Raw genomic sequence first — 15,843 nt, forward strand, 5'->3', positions numbered from 1 at the left:
ATTTATTTTAATTTAATACAATTAAGCTTATATTTAGAAATAATGCAAAGAGACACCAAAGTAAATAAGGAATCATTAAATAATAACTTACTAAAGTTATTTTCTTAAATCTTTGCATTAATAAAATTATTAAGGCTATTAAAATAATTAAAACTAGTAATGCTAAGAAAATTTTATGAAAAACAAAAAACACTATACTCCAAGTTGTATTAAAAATTAGATGAGCGATATAAATATAAATCGTACCTATGTCTCTTTTTTTACTGTGCCAAAAAGACCATATGGCGATAGTCATCATTAAATATAGTGTTGTCCAAACAGGTGCAAAGATCCAGCTTGGTGGATTGTATGATGGCTTTATCAATAATGAATACCAAGGCTCTTTAAATCCAATAGTTGCAATGCCGCCAATAACAGATGCCGAGTAAGTTATTATGGCAAATAATAAAAAAGATAAAAATTTGTTTTTTAACATAATCGTATTATACATTACTAAATGAATGATAAAAAAGTAATTTGGATCACTGGTGCAAGTAGTGGAATTGGTAGGTCTTTAGCTCTAAAATTTGCTAAAGAAGGATGGACAGTTGCTGCCTCAGCTAGACGAGAAAACTTATTACAGGAGTTGCATACTGAGAATGAAAATATCCATTCATTTCCTTTAGATGTTACAAATACAGAGCAATGTAAAGCTGTCTTCAATAATATTGTAAAAAAATTTGAAAATATTGAAATTTGTGTATTTGGCACTGGGATACATGATCCAAAATCTGAAAAAAATTTTAACTTAGATAAAATAAGAAAAATTATGGAAGTAAATTACTTTGGTACAATGAATTCTATCAACTCAATTTATGAATATTATAATAATAAAAAAGGTGGTCAAATATCTATAATTTCTTCTGTTGCTGGTTATAGAGGGTTACCTGCAGCTGGAGGTTATTGTGCATCAAAATCTGCACTTACAAGTTTTGCAGAAAGTTTACATTTTGAAATGAAAAGAGTAAACGTGCGTGTTTCCCTGATAAGCCCTGGGTTCATTAAAACACCAATGACTGACCAGAATGATTTTCCTATGCCCATGATAAAGTCACCAGAATTTGCTGCAGAACAAATCTATATTGGTTTAATCAAGAATAAGGGATTTGAAATCCATTTTCCAAAAGCTTTTACCTTTATAATGAAAACTCTAAGAATACTTCCAAGTAGCTGGTATTTTAAGATAGTTGAAAAAGGTATGAAAAAAATTGACTACTAATTTTTCTTAAAGAATACCGTCAACTCTCCCACTTTAAATCCAAATTTTGTTAATGTGGCTCTATTGATAGCAACCTCTTCATCTTGTTTAAAAATCCAATCATCAAATGAAACTTTAATATTCTTTCCTTTAAAAGGAACCATTAAATCATATTCAAATTTAAAGGCAGATCCATATTGAAACCCTTTAGCAGTTCCTACAACATCAGGTGCAGATCCTTCATAATAATTTTGATCAATTTTTTTGATTTTCCATATTCGGTTTTGTTTTTCTCCGTCTGTCCAATAGAAATCTTCTTTAAGAGTTAAGATATCACCCTCAAAACTACCAAACATATCAGCTTTAAATTGTCTAGTAACCTTGCCACTACGATCTTGTAATAGACCCCATGCTTTAACAGGACCTTCAAAGTATTTCTCTATAGTCATTGAAGGTTCTGTATTTTTAAAATCTGTTGGTTTCATAGAGTTATTGTTTATACAACTTGCCGTAAAGAATAAAGCAATTATTAATACTGTTAATTTAAATGTCTTAAAGTTTATCATGTCTCTCCTGTTGTTATTTATTTTGTAATGAAAATTGAATTAGATCTATATTTTTTGATTTAAAACCAGCCTCACAATACGAAAGATAAAATTCCCACATTCTTTTAAATGTTAAATCAAAACCTTGCTCTTTAATCAAGTCCCACTTTTTATTAAATATTTCTCTCCAAATAATCAAAGTATCAGAGTAATGATCAGCATATGAATTGTATTCATCAAATTTTAAACCATTAGTATCAACATAATTTTTTAATTCGTTTCTAGAAGGTAAAAAACCTCCAGGAAAAATATATTTTTGGATAAAGTCCTGTTTATTTTTATATCTATCAAACAAACTATCATCGATAGTTATAGCTTGAATACCCACTGTGCCTGATGAAGTTAGATTATTCTTGATTGTGTTAAAGTAGCTATCTAAATAGTTTTGTCCTACCGCCTCTATCATTTCAATAGACGCTATATGATCATATTTACTCTTTAAATCCCTATAATCTTTTATTTCAATATTTACTTTTTCATTAAGTCCACATTTATGAATTCTTTCTTTTGCAAATTCAAATTGCTTTTTTGAAATGGTAATACAATCTAATTTAACATCGTAATTAGTGCCCAGGTATTCTGCAAATCCACCCCAACCACAACCAATTTCTAAAATTTTACTTCCTTTTGTTGGTTTTAAAAGATCAATCAATTTTTGGTATTTATTATTCTGAGCATTGAAAAGATCTTGCTTAGGGTTCTCAAATATAGCGCTGGAATAGGTTAAGGTTTTATCAAGCCATAAAGAAAAGAAGTCATTTCCTAAATCATAGTGTTTTGCGATGTTTTCTTTGCTTCGGTTTTTGGTATTTTTTATAATTTTATTTTTTAAAAAATTAATGAATGGTAAATCAAAAATACCTGAAAATTTATAAATAATATTTATATTTTTTGCAGTTAACTCAATTAAATCAGATAGGTTATTTGTTATAAAAAAATCTTTCATGTAAGATTCACCTAATCCAACACTACCACTTTTAATCAGATTATAATTAAGGCTTTCATCTTTAATTTCTAAGAAAACTTTTAAATTATCATCTGGATTACCAAATTTTAAAACTTCTCCATTAACTTTTTTAATTTCAAGAAAACCATGCTTAATATTTTTTAATGCATTAAATACGATTGAATCTGAAATTTTATAAATTAACATTAATTCTTATTATTTTTTTAAATTTTTTCTTAAACGGAAACTTAATTCTTTTTATTTGAAAATTAAATAAGGCAAAATTGCAGATAAAGTAAGAGGTTTATGGTAATTTATTAGTAAAGTTTAGTCATCAACTTCAGCCAATAAGGATGCATTACCACCCATAGCTGCTGTGTTATTTGATATACTTTGCTCATAACATAGTCTTTTCAGGTATTCAGGGCCCCCTGCCTTAGGTCCTGTTCCAGATTTTTCAAAACCGCCAAATGGCTGTACACCAACAACGGCTCCAATCATATTTCTATTAATATAAATGTTTCCAACTTCTGCTTTGGAAACTATTTTATCAATAGTTTTATCTATTCTACTATGGATACCTAATGTTAAACCGAAACCTAAATCGTTAATGTCATCAATTAATTCATTTAATTCTGAAGCTTTATATTTAACAATATGTACTACAGGACCAAAAACTTCATTTTTTAAATCAATTAATTTTTTTATTTCTATTAAAGTTGGTGGAATGAAATATCCTAAATCATTTTGAAAATTTGTTTGATAAACATTATCAAAATTATCAATATGTTTTTTTATACTATTGTAGGCCTCCTCATCAATTACTGGTCCAATATCTGTTGAAAGTTTTTCTGGGTTTCCAATATCTTGAGTATTCATTGCACCAATTAATGTTTCTTTAATTTTTTTGTATACATTTTCTTCTACACATAAAATTCTACAAGCTGAACATCTTTGTCCAGCACTATCAAATCCCGAATTCACAACATCTTTAACAACATGCTCTGGTAAAGCTGAGCTATCAACAATCATACAATTTAAACCACCTGTTTCTGCAATAAAATTAGTAATACTCTCTTGTTTTTGTAAGTTTGATTGGATAATTTTTGCTGTATTTAGAGAGCCAGTAAATAAAACATTTCTAAGTTTTTTATCATTAATAACTTTGTTGGAAATTAATGCACCGTCACCCAAGATCAAGGCAATTGAATTTTTAGGTAATCCTGCTTTTAATAAAAGTTTAATTATAAAATATGCTGCATAAGAAGATTGTTCTGCAGGTTTCGTTAAAACAACATTACCAGTAATTAGTGCAGCTATTGTTTGTCCTACAAAAATTGCTATAGGAAAATTCCATGGGCTAATTACTAAAGTTAATCCCTTTCCTATTAATCTATATCTATTAAGTTCACCTGTTGGACCTTTAAGAATTTGTTCTTTAAATATTAAGTTTGCTTCCTTAGAATAGTACCTGCAAAAATCAACAGCTTCTCTAATTTCAGCTATAGAATTTTTAATACTTTTGCCAGATTCTTGTGCACATATTTCAATTATTTCCTTAAAATTTTCTTCAATTAAATTGGCAAAATTTAAAATAATTTCTGATTTTTTTTTAATTGGAAAATTTTTCCAAGATATAGAATAATCTTTTAGGCTATTAATTGCTTCATCTACAATTTGATTTGTAGCAAAATATTTTGAACCTAATAAGGTAAAATCACTTGGTGAAATAATATCGAATTTTTTATCAGATTTTTTATCTTCACCATTTATAATTGAAAATGCATTTATATTATTTAGTTTTTTAATAACTTTATAATTGTTAATCACAGATTCTTCACTTATATCCAGACCTTTTGAATTATCTCTATTGCCAAAAATGCTCGTTGGTAAAGGAATTTTGTCAGTTTTTAACTTATCTAGCTTCAAAAGTGGTGATTGAATCAATTTATCAATATCAAAATTTTTGGATTTTAGCTGATGAATAAAAGATGTATTCGCACCATTTTCTAATAATCTTCTAACTAAATATGGCAATAAATCCTTATAGCCTCCTACCGGAGCATATACTCTGCATTTAAAATCAGGTTTATTTTCTAAAAATGAATATATTTCATCACCCATCCCGTGCAATTTTTGGAATTCAAAATTAGTATTTTCAAATAGAGTATGAATATAAGAAATACTATGTGCATTATGAGTGGCAAATTGTGAAAAGATATTTTTGTTTACTAACAGTTTATGTGCACAAGCCAGATAAGATATGTCTGTAGCAAATTTTTTTGTAAAAACAGGATAGTTTTCAAAACCTTCTTCTTGAGCGATTTTAATTTCTGTATCCCAATATGCACCTTTGACTAATCTAATATTAATTTTTTTATCAACACTAGATAAATAATCATTGAGCCAATCTAATAAGAAAAATGTTCTCTTTTGATATGCTTGAATAGCAAATCCAAAACCATGATAAACATTGTCAATTAATTTGCTTTCGATAATATCTTTAAACATGAAAAGTGATAAATTTAATCTATCAGCTTCCTCAGCATCAATACAAATATCTACTTTATTTTCTCTACCTAATTCCACAAGTTTAAAAATTTTTGGCAATAGTTCTTTTTTTAGTAAATCAAATTTGTTTCTTTCATATCTTGGGTGTAATGATGATAGCTTAATTGAAATACTTTTCTTTTGTGGATTTAAACTTTTTCCTGTTTGTAAAATAGCTTCTTCGTATTGACTGTAATATCTTTCTGAATCTTCATAAGTTACTGCTGCTTCACCAAGCATATCAAATGAAAAAGTGTATTTAGTATTTTTTTTATTATCACTTTGTTTAATTGCTTTTTTTATATCTCTCTCAAATACAAATTGTTTAGCTAAAATATTTATTGCTTGTTTAATGGCATTTCTTAGTAATGGTACAGTTAGATTTTTAACCATCTTGACTAAAATATTTTTATTTTCTTGTGGTTTTTCTTCTACTATTTTTCCTGTTAACAAAAATGCTATAGAAGAAATATTTACGAAAACATCATTTTCATTCTTTATATGTTTATTCCAATCTCCAATAGGAATTTTATCTTCAATTAAATCATTTATAGTTGCGGCATCAGGTATTCTAAGTAATGCTTCTGCTAAACACATTAAAACAACACCTTCGTTACTAGTCAATGAAAACTCATGTATTAATTTAGCAAATGAGCTTATTTCTTTATAATTTATCGCGCTGTCGATGATTTGACGTGAAAGGTTATCAATTTTACTGTGATTAATTTCTGAAAAGTTTCCAATTGTTTTTATTAAGTGATTATTAACCAATGAAGCTTGGTCAGTATATTTGTGTTTGAATATATGATTCATAATAAATAACTTTGTTGATAAATTACTAGAAAATTAGACTAAAATGACTAAAAATAATTACTGTATTAATACGAATAATAGAATTAATTACTAATTAATATCTTTTAAATAGTAAATTATATTGTATATTAATAATTATTGGTAAATTTTACTATGATAGATAAAATAGATAAACAGTTAATTTCACTACTGGCAAAGAATGCACAAACTACGCTTAGTGAGCTAGCAAAAGCTGTTAACCTATCAATTTCACCATGCCAAAGTAGAATTAAAAAATTAGAACAACAAGAATATATTCTTGGCTATCATGCTCATATAAATTTTAAAAAGTTAGAAAAGGCACACATAGCCTTTGTTCAAATCTCTTTATCAGATACGCGAGCTAAAGCACTAGAACAATTTAATTCTGAGGTAAGAAAATTAGAGGCTGTTGAACAATGCCATATGATTGCAGGAAACTTTGATTATTTATTAAAAGTTAGAACTAACAATATAAACACATATCGTTTATTATTATCTGAAAAAATATCCTCATTGCCAAATGTTGCATCTACTTCTACATTTGTTTCCATGGAAAGTGTAAAAGAGTAATCTATAAAATATTCTTAACTTAGTGATTCATATTAATTTTCCATAGAAATATTGTTTTTAACTTTAATTTTTTTTTTTATAAATTTAATTCCTTTTGTCCACAATTTAAATGCCTCAAAATGTATCGCTATAATAATTTTAAATGTCATTAATGGGTGTTTTAGATAAGATCTTATTAAATTCTTATTATTTAAATCACTCTTAATTCCATCTTGTGAAGCATATAATATTTTACCAACTTGATCATTGAGGTCAATTATTACAGATATTTTATTACCAGGTTTTAAAAGTCTAAAAAAATAAATACAATCTATTTCAATAAACGGAGACACGTGAAATTTCTTCTTACACACATGTTGAACTAAATTTTGATCTTTTTCAGTTTTAAAAATATAAACATGCTGTTCACCAAATGTGTTCTTAACTTCATATAAAATAGATATTAAATCTGAATTTTTGTCATACACATAAAAAACACTTAACGGATTAAACACATACCCAAATATTCTTGGATAACATAAAAGTTTAATTTGAACATCATTAGTATTAATATTATTTCTTTTTAGATTAACTAAAACCCAGTCCTTAAGAGAGCTTCCATCTCTTGCTCCATGGTCCTTATCAAAGAAACTAATAATATTTAATTTATTATATGAGAATATCTTTAAGGTTTTGTGCAATAAGTTTATTTCTGATAAATCTATAAGTAGTGAAAATACTCTGTAATTGAAGCTATGAATTTTGGGTTTAAACCTTTTATGAATGACATTTCCTGTATAAATATAAGAATTTTTAATCATTAAGTGTTTTTAGCATATCAATAGATGACTTTATTCCATCCTCATGAAAACCATAACCAAAATAACTGCCACAAAATAAAATATTTTTTTTATTTTGAATTTTGTGTAGATTGCTTTGATTGGTTAATGCTTCTGTATCGTAATAAGGGTGAGTAAATGCTACCTTTTTAAATATCTTATTATTTGGAATTTCTTTAAATGGATTTATCGTTAAAAAAATATCTCTATCTATCTTTAAATTTTGAAGCTGATTTATCCAATATGTTACAGCTGTCTTTTCATTATTAGCTGAATCCATTGAAGAATTCCAAGCACACCATGCTTTTTTATTTTTAGGCATAATACTTTCATCAAAATGTATTACTGCAGTGTTAGCTCTATATTTAAATTTTTTCAATATTGACTCCTCATCTAGAGTTGGATTGTCAATTATCTTTAATGCTTCATCTGCATGGGTTGCTATTACAACTTTATCATAATCAAAGAACTCATTTTCTTCTCCATAAAAAATCTTAACACCTAAATCATTTCTGGTAATTTTATTTATATTGTAATTCTTAAAATGTTCACCACTAACTTGACCTATTATCTTATCAACATAAGTTTTACTTCGATTTGCAACCGTAAACCACTGAGGTCTATCTTTAATTTTAAATAGTCCATGATTCTTAAAAAAACTTAAAAAAAAAGATAATGGCATTTGCGTTGCTTCATATGGTGGCATCGACCATATTGCAGATACCATTGGTATAATATGATAATTAATAAAATAATCTGAAATTTTTATTTCTTTTAAATATTCTCCTAATGTTATTGATTTAATTTTTTTAATTTCTATTTTTTCACAGTTTTTATAAAAACTTAAAATTTCAAAAAACATTTTTATGAATTTTAGATTAAATAAGTTTTTTTTATTGGAAAAAATTCCACTTAATCCTTTTCCACAATATTCTAAGCCACTATTTTCTACAGCAACAGAAAATGACATATCACTTTTTTCAATCTCTATTTTATTTTCTAAAAAAAAATTAATTAAATTTGGATATGTTTGCTTATTAAAAACCATAAATCCAATATCTATTGGAATTTCTTTATTAGGTTTGTAAGCAACCTTTATTGTATTTGCGTGACCACCAAACTGATTTTCTTTTTCAAATAAATCAACTTTATGTTTTTTGGATAGATAATAAGCAGCACTCAATCCTGATATACCCGCACCTACTACAGCAATTTTCATCTTGGTAAGTATCTAAGCTGCTGTATCTTCGTACTCTTCCATAGATGGACATGTGCAAAACAAGTTTTTATCTCCATAAACATTATCTACTCTACCAACTGGAGGCCAATATTTATTTGTTCTTAAAAATTCTGAAGGATAAGCGGCCTCTTCTCTTTCATACTTATGATCCCACTTATTGGATGTTAATTCAACGTGAGTATGTGGCGCATTCTTCAATGGGTTGTCAGTCTTGTCATATTCGCCAGACTGAATTTTATTTATCTCTTGTTTTATCTTTATAAGAGTAGAGCAAAACTTATCAATTTCACTCAAACTTTCGCTTTCTGTAGGCTCAATCATCATTGTACCAGCAACTGGCCAGGACATTGTTGGGGCATGATAGCCAAAATCAATCAATCGTTTTGCAATATCTTCTTCTGTAATCCCTGTTTCACTTTTTATAGTTCTAATATCAATGATACATTCATGAGCTACATTGCCGCTTTTACCCTTATATAAAATTGGAAAAGAATCTTTTAATTTATATGCAATATAATTTGCATTTAGTATTGCAACTTGTGATGCTTTTCTTAAGCCTTCAGAGCCCATCATCTTTATATACATCCATGAAATTGATAAAATACTTGAGCTGCCCCAAGGTGCTGCAGATACCGCTCCCATTCCCGTGACCGGGCCACAATCTTTAATTACAGAATGCTTTGGTAAAAATATTTCTAAATGCTTTTTACATGCTATTGGTCCCATGCCAGGTCCTCCACCACCGTGTGGAATACAAAATGTTTTATGTAAATTTATATGACAAACATCTGGTCCAAAATTACCTGGTTTTGCAATTCCTACTAATGCATTTAAATTTGCTCCATCCATATAAACTTGTCCACCATGATTATGGATTAATTCACAAATATCAGTTATTTTTTCTTCAAATACACCATGTGTTGACGGGTAAGTAACCATAAGAGCAGCTAAATTTTCCGAATGTTGTTCAGCTTTATTTTTTAAATCTTCATAGTCTACGTTTCCATATTGATCACATTTCACAACAACTACTTTCATACCAACCATTTGGGCGCTTGCTGGATTTGTGCCATGTGCAGAGCTTGGAATTAAACAAACGTTACGATTTGTTTCATTATTTTTTTCATGAAATTTACGTATCACCATTAAACCAGCAAACTCACCTTGAGCTCCAGCATTTGGTTGTAATGAAACTCCAGAAAACCCAGTAATTGACCTTAGCCAGTTTTTTAAATCTGTAAATAATTCCCTGTAACCATCCATTTGTTCAACTGGAGAAAAAGGATGTGGCTGTGAAAATTCTTTCCAGGTAACTGGTATCATTTCTGAAACTGCATTAAGTTTCATAGTGCACGATCCTAAAGCAATCATGGATTTATTTAGGGCAATGTCAGAGTCTTCTAATTTTTTTAGATAACGTAGCATTTCTGTTTCTGAATGGTATCTATTAAAAACTGGATGATCTAAATAAGATGAAGTTCTTAATAAATTTTTAGGAATATTAGACAAGCTTTCATTCATAGATTCTTTAATTGTTTCTGAGCAATTAAAAATTTTTAATAACTGATTTGCTCTATAAAGATTTTTTCTTTCATCAAAAGATACTGCTAGCATTTCAGAATTCACTTTTCTGATATTTACTCCTTGATCTAAAGCATTTTTGTATATCTTCTCTGTTTTATCTAGAGTTTTTATTGTTACCGTATCAAAAAAATCATTTGAATAAAGTTCATAACCAGATTGCTTTAGTTTATCTGCAAAATTTTTAGTCAGTTGAGAAACACTTTCTGCAATCTTTTTAATACCTTGCGGACCGTGATAGACAGCATAAGCTGCAGAGACTATTGCTAATAATGCTTGTGCAGTACAAATATTACTCGTGGCTTTATCTCTTCTTATATGCTGCTCTCTTGTTTGAAGTGCAAGTCTGTATGCTTTTTTTCCATGCTTATCTACTGAAACACCTACTATTCTACCTGGCATTGATCTTTTATACTCATCTTTTGTAGCAAAAAATGCTGCATGTGGACCACCATAACCCATTGGAATTCCAAAACGTTGTGAGCTACCAACTGCAATATCAGCACCTAATTCGGCAGGTGTTTTTAGTTTAGCAAGTGCTAACAAATCACATGCAAGAACTGCTTTTCCATTATGTTTATGTATTTTACTAATAGCCTCACTTGGGTCTTTTATATCTCCAAGGGTGCCAGGGTATTGAATAATACCACATATAATATCTTCTTTAATATCTTTATCTTCGTCACCAACTATTATTTCTAAACCTAAAGGTTCAGCTCTTGTTTTAATAACATCGATAGTTTGAGGGTGACAATTTTTTGAAACAAAAACTTTTTTAGATTCAGACTTAGATATTCTATAGCTTAATCCCATAGCTTCTGCTGCTGCTGTTCCTTCATCTAAAAGAGAGGCATTAGCAATGTCCATTCCTGTAAAGTCAATTATCATTTGTTGAAAATTTAATAACATTTCCAATCTACCTTGTGCTACTTCTGGCTGGTAAGGAGTATAAGAAGTGTACCATCCTGGATTTTCTAAAATATTTCTAAGTATTACATATGGTGTATAAGTTCCGTAATAACCCATTCCTATAAAGCTAGAATAAACTTTATTTTTTTTAGCTATATCTTTTAGTTTTCTAAGTGCTTTATATTCAGAGTTTGGATCTCCAATATCTAAGTCATCTTTAAGAAGGATTTTTTCTGGTACAGTGTCTTTTATTAAATCATCAAGACTTTTATAGCCTAATTCTTTAAGCATAACATTTTGTTCATCAACTGATGGACCTATATGTCTTTGTATAAAATCTTTTTGAGCATTTTTTAACATTTAACTACCACTTTCTTTTGAAAATTTTTCGTATTCTTCTTTATTCATTAATGAATCCATTTCAGACTTATCAGTAATTTTTAATTTAAAAAACCACGCATCATTTTCTGGATCGTTATTAACCTTTGCAGGATCATCAACAATTGTTTGATTGTTTTCGATAATTTCTCCAGATACAGGGGTATAAATATCACTTGCAGCTTTTGTTGATTCTACAACACCTGCATTACCATCTTTAACAACAGAGGACCCTATCTCTGGTAGCTCTACAAAAACAATATCACCTAGCATTTCGGTTGCATGTTGTGTGATTCCTATAACAGCGGTATCTCCATCTAATTTTATCCACTCATGTTCTTTTGAATATTTTACTTCACTCATTTGCTGACTCCTTTCACATAACTTTTTTTATAAAATGGCAAATTACTTATAATTGCCGGATATTTTTTTCCTCTCACTTCTAAAAAAACCTTAGTATCAATTTTAGAAAATGAATTTTCTACGTAACCCATGGCGACTGGGGCCTGAACACTCGGTCCGAAAGTTCCACTTGTAATTTCCCCAATATTTTTATTATCTTCACTAAATATTGAGGTTTTTTCTCTAGCTATAATTCTACCTTCTGGCTTAATACCTACACGGATCTTGCTTACCCCTTTCTCGATTTGAGATTTAATTTTCTCACATCCAATAAATCCACCCTCAAGAATTCTATTCTTTGATATTGCCCACTTTAAATTGGCTTCTACTGGGCTTTTATTGATATCCATGTCATGACCATATAAACAAAGTCCTGCCTCTAATCTTAAGGTATCTCTGGCACCTAACCCAATTAAACTGGCCCCTTCATCTAAGAGGTTTTGCACAAACACCTCTGCATCATCATTTTTTATAGATATTTCAAAACCATCTTCACCTGTATAGCCTGATCTTGTGATATAAATATTTTCTTTAAGATGGTTAAATGCATCACCATTCATAAATTTTAAATCTGATACTCCATTAATTATTTTTTCTAATATTTGGACTGCCTTTGGCCCCTGTATTGCTATAAGAGATAGCTCATCACTTAAAATCATTTCATATTTATTATCCAGTAATTTAGATAAAAGTTTAAAATCTGTATTCTTACAAGCAGCATTCAATACAATGTTAAAACCGCCTTCAACTTTAGTGATAATCAAATCATCGTAAATTCCTGCTTCTTCATTCATTAAAAAACTATATTTTGACTGATTTAATTTAGCGTTACTCAATTCAGCTGGAAAAATTCTTTCAAGACTTTTTGCTAATGTGTCATCTCCTTTAATGAATAGCTGACCCATATGCGACACGTCAAAAATACCAGCATTTTCTCTTGTACTTTTATGCTCGTCAATAATTCCTTTAGAATATTGAATTGGCATTTGATAACCAGCAAATGAAACAAACTTGGCTCCATGCTTTTGATGTAAATTATAAAGTGCTGTTTTTATATTTTCCATATTAACTCACTGTACCCATCTGTATGTTTGCCTGAGAGTTTTATTCCGTCGGCGAGAACTTAATCTCTTTCCAGAGTTAATATGTTACGGTCCTTTTGCCTGAGAGATTCCTGGGTGGTTGCTCCTTCGGCGCTACGATGGTTTGTAGTCTCTCCCGTATTTAAGAATAATCTACCAGATGTATGTCAGAGTCAATTAATAATTTTTTCTTTTTTATTGGATAAAAGCAACGATGAAAACTGAAGTAAAACAGCAAATAGAATAATTGCACCTCCAATTAATGTAAATAATGATGCCCGTTCACCTGCAAATAAAAAAGCCCAAACAGGCCCTAAAACAGATTCGGATAGCATAATTACTCCAACCATTGCTGAAGGTGTACTACGTGCACCGATGGTAATGAATATAAAACCAAAACCAACTTGAAAAAAGCCTGCTAAGAAACCTAAAAATATATCATTAGGTGAAACCATTAAATTATGTGAATAGTAAATACATACGCTCAACCCTATTAAACATGAACTTACTCCAGCAACAAATTGAGCAGGAATCATGTCTACTGTGGGAAATTTTCTTACAATCATGATTAAAACAGCAAATGTGATAGGCATTGTAAATGCAGCTAAATTTCCTGAAAGATTACCTGGTCTCAAATCATTGCCAACCATTAAGGTAACTCCTGTTATTGCTAATATTATTGAAACTAAAGTGATTGTTGAAATTTTTTCTTTTAAAAATAAGTAACCAAAAATTGCAAGAAATAAAATCTGTAATGATATTATAAAATTAGTATTAGCAACTGATGTATTTGACATTGCATATACATAACCACAAAATCCAAATGATAATATAATACCACCAAAAAAACCTGGTAATCCCGACTTATAGAAAGAGCTTAAAGTTTTCTTTTTATAGGTAATTATTAGAAAGGCTAAAACTGTAAGCGTAAAAAATAGAGATCTCCAAAAAAGAATTTGCCACTCTGTAGAGCCTTCAAATTTTTTCACAATAAGCCCACCAAAACTTAAACTTAAAGCTCCCATAAAAATCAGCAATGGACCAGGAATTTTATTAATTACATTCATTTAAATATTTATTTGTATCTTCTGTGTATGCTTTAAATATATTCTGAGCTTCTTCAAGGCTTACTTCCTTAAAATTTATAATAGTGCCTGGTGTCAATTGACCTACTCGATCTAAGTCTGCTGAAATAACAACACCTATTTTGGGATATCCACCTATAGTCCCATGATCAGACAACATAACAATAGGGTTTCCGTCAGCAGGTACTTGTATTACTCCTTTTACAAGACCTTCAGATTTAATATTAGTGCTAGCAATGTTTTCTAACTTGGGACCACTTAGTCTAATACCCATTCTATCTGCTAATTTTGTAACTGAAAATTCTTTGTTAAAAAAATTATTTTGAGCCTCTGTTGAAAAATAATCAAAATTAGTACCTTTAATAACTCTAATTATATTGTCTGGAACTTCTCTATAATTAATTTCTATTTCTTCAATTTTTTTAAAATCAGAATTTTTTATAAAAATTTTATCTTTTATAGAATATTTTTTTCCATTATTTGGACCAACATTAGCTTTGGTATTTATAGAATAGCTATTCCAAGTTTTATTTAATTCTAAACCACCACTAATTGATAAATATCCATAAGCAGTATTTTTTGTTGATATTAAATCAATTTGATCTTCGTCTTCTAAAATATAGCTTTTATAACAAACACCATTTTCAATGTTTGAATTTTTTCTAATTATCTTGAAGAGCACATCTCCAGAAACACTAAGATTAATTTTCCCATTTTTTAATTTTAGAAGTGGACCCTGATAAGCAAATTCAATAACAGCTTCATCTAAATTATTACCAACTAACTTATTGCTTAGTTTATAATTTCTTTGATCAATTGCCCCACTTACAGTAATACCCACATAATACATGTGATTTCTTCCTCTATCCTGAATAGTTGTGTTAACTCCAGATCTTATAATTTCAAAATATGAATTACTCATTCCAGTCTAGATACTCCTCCTTAGAGATTTGATAAAAGATCACTTTGTTGCCTGGTTTAATTAAGGTTGGGTCTAATAAATTTAATTGATCAAAAACCTTTTTAGGTGTGTTGCCGATAATGTTCCAGCCACCAGGGCTTTCAAAAGTGTAAATATTTGTAAACTGTTCGGTTATAGCCACAGAGCCCTTTGGAACTTTTACTCTTGGCGTTTCCAATCTATCACATCTAATACCTTTATTAACGTCTCCCAGAAAAGGCATACCAGCAATAAATCCTGTCATGTAGCAAAAATATTCTTTACCAAAATATAGTTCTAATATTTTATCTTTATCTATATTCAATTTTTTAGTTAGCCTCAAAAAATCTAATCCATACTCATCATCACAACAAACTGGAATCTTAATTTTTTGATTATTATCTTTAATATCTCTACTAATAGTTAAACCTTCTATAAAATTTTTGATTTTTTTATAATTGGTTATAGATAAATCAAAATTAACGATTAATTTATTATAAGAGGGTGTTAAATTAATTATTCCTTCAATTTTTTTATCTTTTATTAATTTTGATATATGGTGAAAATAATCTATGACATTTGCATTTATTTTTTCATTAACCTCTGAGCCAAAATCACAATATACAGCTGCATCACCAAGATTTGATATATTTTTAACCATGCCAT

General features: G+C 29.0%; 14 protein-coding genes and 1 riboswitch. Of the genes, 2 read left to right on the forward strand and 12 right to left on the reverse strand.

Features of this window, described 5'->3' with window-relative positions; genetic code table 11:
• Positions 1-7 precede the first annotated feature (7 nt).
• The gene (locus ABXT39_RS05085; protein WP_415294663.1) at positions 8-475 is read right to left on the reverse strand and encodes a TspO/MBR family protein; all 468 of its coding nucleotides are present in this window, start codon (positions 473-475) and stop codon (positions 8-10) included.
• 21 nt (positions 476-496) lie between these two features.
• Here ABXT39_RS05085 and ABXT39_RS05090 point away from each other — a divergent pair, with 21 nt between their 5' ends.
• Positions 497-1,258: an SDR family NAD(P)-dependent oxidoreductase gene (locus ABXT39_RS05090; protein WP_415294665.1), complete on the forward strand. Its 762-nt coding sequence runs from the start codon at positions 497-499 to the stop codon at positions 1,256-1,258.
• Here ABXT39_RS05090 and ABXT39_RS05095 read toward each other — a convergent pair.
• The 3 genes from ABXT39_RS05095 to putA form a co-directional block, all read right to left on the reverse strand.
• Entirely contained in the window at positions 1,255-1,803 is a 549-nt protein-coding gene (locus tag ABXT39_RS05095) for a DUF3833 domain-containing protein (protein ID WP_415294666.1), read from the reverse strand. The two genes, ABXT39_RS05090 and ABXT39_RS05095, sit on opposite strands and share 4 nt — an antisense overlap.
• Before the next feature lie 13 nt (positions 1,804-1,816).
• The gene (locus ABXT39_RS05100; RefSeq protein ID WP_415294668.1) at positions 1,817-2,995 is read right to left on the reverse strand and encodes a class I SAM-dependent methyltransferase; all 1,179 of its coding nucleotides are present in this window, start codon (positions 2,993-2,995) and stop codon (positions 1,817-1,819) included.
• A 120-nt stretch (positions 2,996-3,115) separates the two neighbouring features.
• Positions 3,116-6,151: a bifunctional proline dehydrogenase/L-glutamate gamma-semialdehyde dehydrogenase PutA gene (gene putA, locus ABXT39_RS05105; protein ID WP_415294669.1), complete on the reverse strand. Its 3,036-nt coding sequence runs from the start codon at positions 6,149-6,151 to the stop codon at positions 3,116-3,118.
• Between the two features lie 153 nt (positions 6,152-6,304).
• Here putA and ABXT39_RS05110 point away from each other — a divergent pair, with 153 nt between their 5' ends.
• Positions 6,305-6,742 (forward strand): Lrp/AsnC family transcriptional regulator, encoded by a 438-nt coding sequence (locus ABXT39_RS05110; protein WP_415294671.1) that lies wholly within the window; start codon positions 6,305-6,307, stop codon positions 6,740-6,742.
• Positions 6,743-6,774: 32 nt separating this feature from the next.
• On the opposite strand, the gene ABXT39_RS05115 is transcribed toward ABXT39_RS05110, so the two are convergent.
• The 8 genes from ABXT39_RS05115 to ABXT39_RS05150 form a co-directional block, all read right to left on the reverse strand.
• Positions 6,775-7,542, reverse strand: a complete 768-nt coding sequence (locus ABXT39_RS05115) for a DUF1365 domain-containing protein (RefSeq protein WP_415294673.1) — start codon at positions 7,540-7,542, stop codon at positions 6,775-6,777.
• Positions 7,535-8,779 carry an NAD(P)/FAD-dependent oxidoreductase gene (locus ABXT39_RS05120; protein ID WP_415294675.1) on the reverse strand — a complete coding sequence of 415 codons (1,245 nt, stop codon included), beginning with the start codon at positions 8,777-8,779 and terminating at the stop codon, positions 7,535-7,537. Before ABXT39_RS05120 ends, ABXT39_RS05115 begins: the two co-directional genes overlap by 8 nt.
• A 12-nt stretch (positions 8,780-8,791) precedes the next feature.
• Positions 8,792-11,650 carry an aminomethyl-transferring glycine dehydrogenase gene (gcvP, locus tag ABXT39_RS05125; RefSeq protein WP_415294677.1) on the reverse strand — a complete coding sequence of 953 codons (2,859 nt, stop codon included), beginning with the start codon at positions 11,648-11,650 and terminating at the stop codon, positions 8,792-8,794.
• Positions 11,651-12,031, reverse strand: coding sequence for a glycine cleavage system protein GcvH (gene gcvH, locus ABXT39_RS05130; protein WP_415294678.1), 381 nt, complete (start codon positions 12,029-12,031; stop codon positions 11,651-11,653).
• Positions 12,028-13,134, reverse strand: coding sequence for a glycine cleavage system aminomethyltransferase GcvT (gene gcvT, locus ABXT39_RS05135; RefSeq protein ID WP_415294679.1), 1,107 nt, complete (start codon positions 13,132-13,134; stop codon positions 12,028-12,030). The genes gcvH and gcvT overlap by 4 nt, the downstream gene beginning before the upstream one ends.
• A gap of 77 nt (positions 13,135-13,211) precedes the next feature.
• Positions 13,212-13,301: riboswitch (glycine riboswitch) on the reverse strand.
• Positions 13,302-13,325: 24 nt separating this feature from the next.
• Positions 13,326-14,219 carry a DMT family transporter gene (locus ABXT39_RS05140; RefSeq protein WP_415294680.1) on the reverse strand — a complete coding sequence of 298 codons (894 nt, stop codon included), beginning with the start codon at positions 14,217-14,219 and terminating at the stop codon, positions 13,326-13,328.
• Entirely contained in the window at positions 14,206-15,159 is a 954-nt protein-coding gene (locus ABXT39_RS05145) for a biotin-dependent carboxyltransferase family protein (protein ID WP_415294681.1), read from the reverse strand. Before ABXT39_RS05145 ends, ABXT39_RS05140 begins: the two co-directional genes overlap by 14 nt.
• Positions 15,152-15,838 (reverse strand): allophanate hydrolase subunit 1, encoded by a 687-nt coding sequence (locus ABXT39_RS05150; protein WP_415294682.1) that lies wholly within the window; start codon positions 15,836-15,838, stop codon positions 15,152-15,154. The genes ABXT39_RS05145 and ABXT39_RS05150 overlap by 8 nt, the downstream gene beginning before the upstream one ends.
• Positions 15,839-15,843: the final 5 nt, after the last annotated feature.

Origin of the sequence: Candidatus Pelagibacter sp. Uisw_113 (genome assembly GCF_047717815.1) — a bacterium.
GTDB lineage: Bacteria > Pseudomonadota > Alphaproteobacteria > Pelagibacterales > Pelagibacteraceae > Pelagibacter.

Excerpts from the sequence above, each read along its gene's own strand:
- ABXT39_RS05120 (WP_415294675.1), bottom strand. The coding sequence starts at position 8,779 with ATGAAAATTGCTGTAGTAGGTGCGGGTATATCAGGATTGAGTGCTGCT.
- ABXT39_RS05100 (WP_415294668.1), bottom strand. The coding sequence starts at position 2,995 with ATGTTAATTTATAAAATTTCAGATTCAATCGTATTTAATGCATTAAAA.
- ABXT39_RS05150 (WP_415294682.1), bottom strand. The coding sequence starts at position 15,838 with ATGGTTAAAAATATATCAAATCTTGGTGATGCAGCTGTATATTGTGAT.
- gcvH (WP_415294678.1), bottom strand. The coding sequence starts at position 12,031 with ATGAGTGAAGTAAAATATTCAAAAGAACATGAGTGGATAAAATTAGAT.
- gcvP (WP_415294677.1), bottom strand. The coding sequence starts at position 11,650 with ATGTTAAAAAATGCTCAAAAAGATTTTATACAAAGACATATAGGTCCA.
- ABXT39_RS05115 (WP_415294673.1), bottom strand. The coding sequence starts at position 7,542 with ATGATTAAAAATTCTTATATTTATACAGGAAATGTCATTCATAAAAGG.
- ABXT39_RS05110 (WP_415294671.1), top strand. The coding sequence starts at position 6,305 with ATGATAGATAAAATAGATAAACAGTTAATTTCACTACTGGCAAAGAAT.
- ABXT39_RS05085 (WP_415294663.1), bottom strand. The coding sequence starts at position 475 with ATGTTAAAAAACAAATTTTTATCTTTTTTATTATTTGCCATAATAACT.
- gcvT (WP_415294679.1), bottom strand. The coding sequence starts at position 13,134 with ATGGAAAATATAAAAACAGCACTTTATAATTTACATCAAAAGCATGGA.
- putA (WP_415294669.1), bottom strand. The coding sequence starts at position 6,151 with ATGAATCATATATTCAAACACAAATATACTGACCAAGCTTCATTGGTT.
- ABXT39_RS05145 (WP_415294681.1), bottom strand. The coding sequence starts at position 15,159 with ATGAGTAATTCATATTTTGAAATTATAAGATCTGGAGTTAACACAACT.
- ABXT39_RS05090 (WP_415294665.1), top strand. The coding sequence starts at position 497 with ATGAATGATAAAAAAGTAATTTGGATCACTGGTGCAAGTAGTGGAATT.
- ABXT39_RS05140 (WP_415294680.1), bottom strand. The coding sequence starts at position 14,219 with ATGAATGTAATTAATAAAATTCCTGGTCCATTGCTGATTTTTATGGGA.
- ABXT39_RS05095 (WP_415294666.1), bottom strand. The coding sequence starts at position 1,803 with ATGATAAACTTTAAGACATTTAAATTAACAGTATTAATAATTGCTTTA.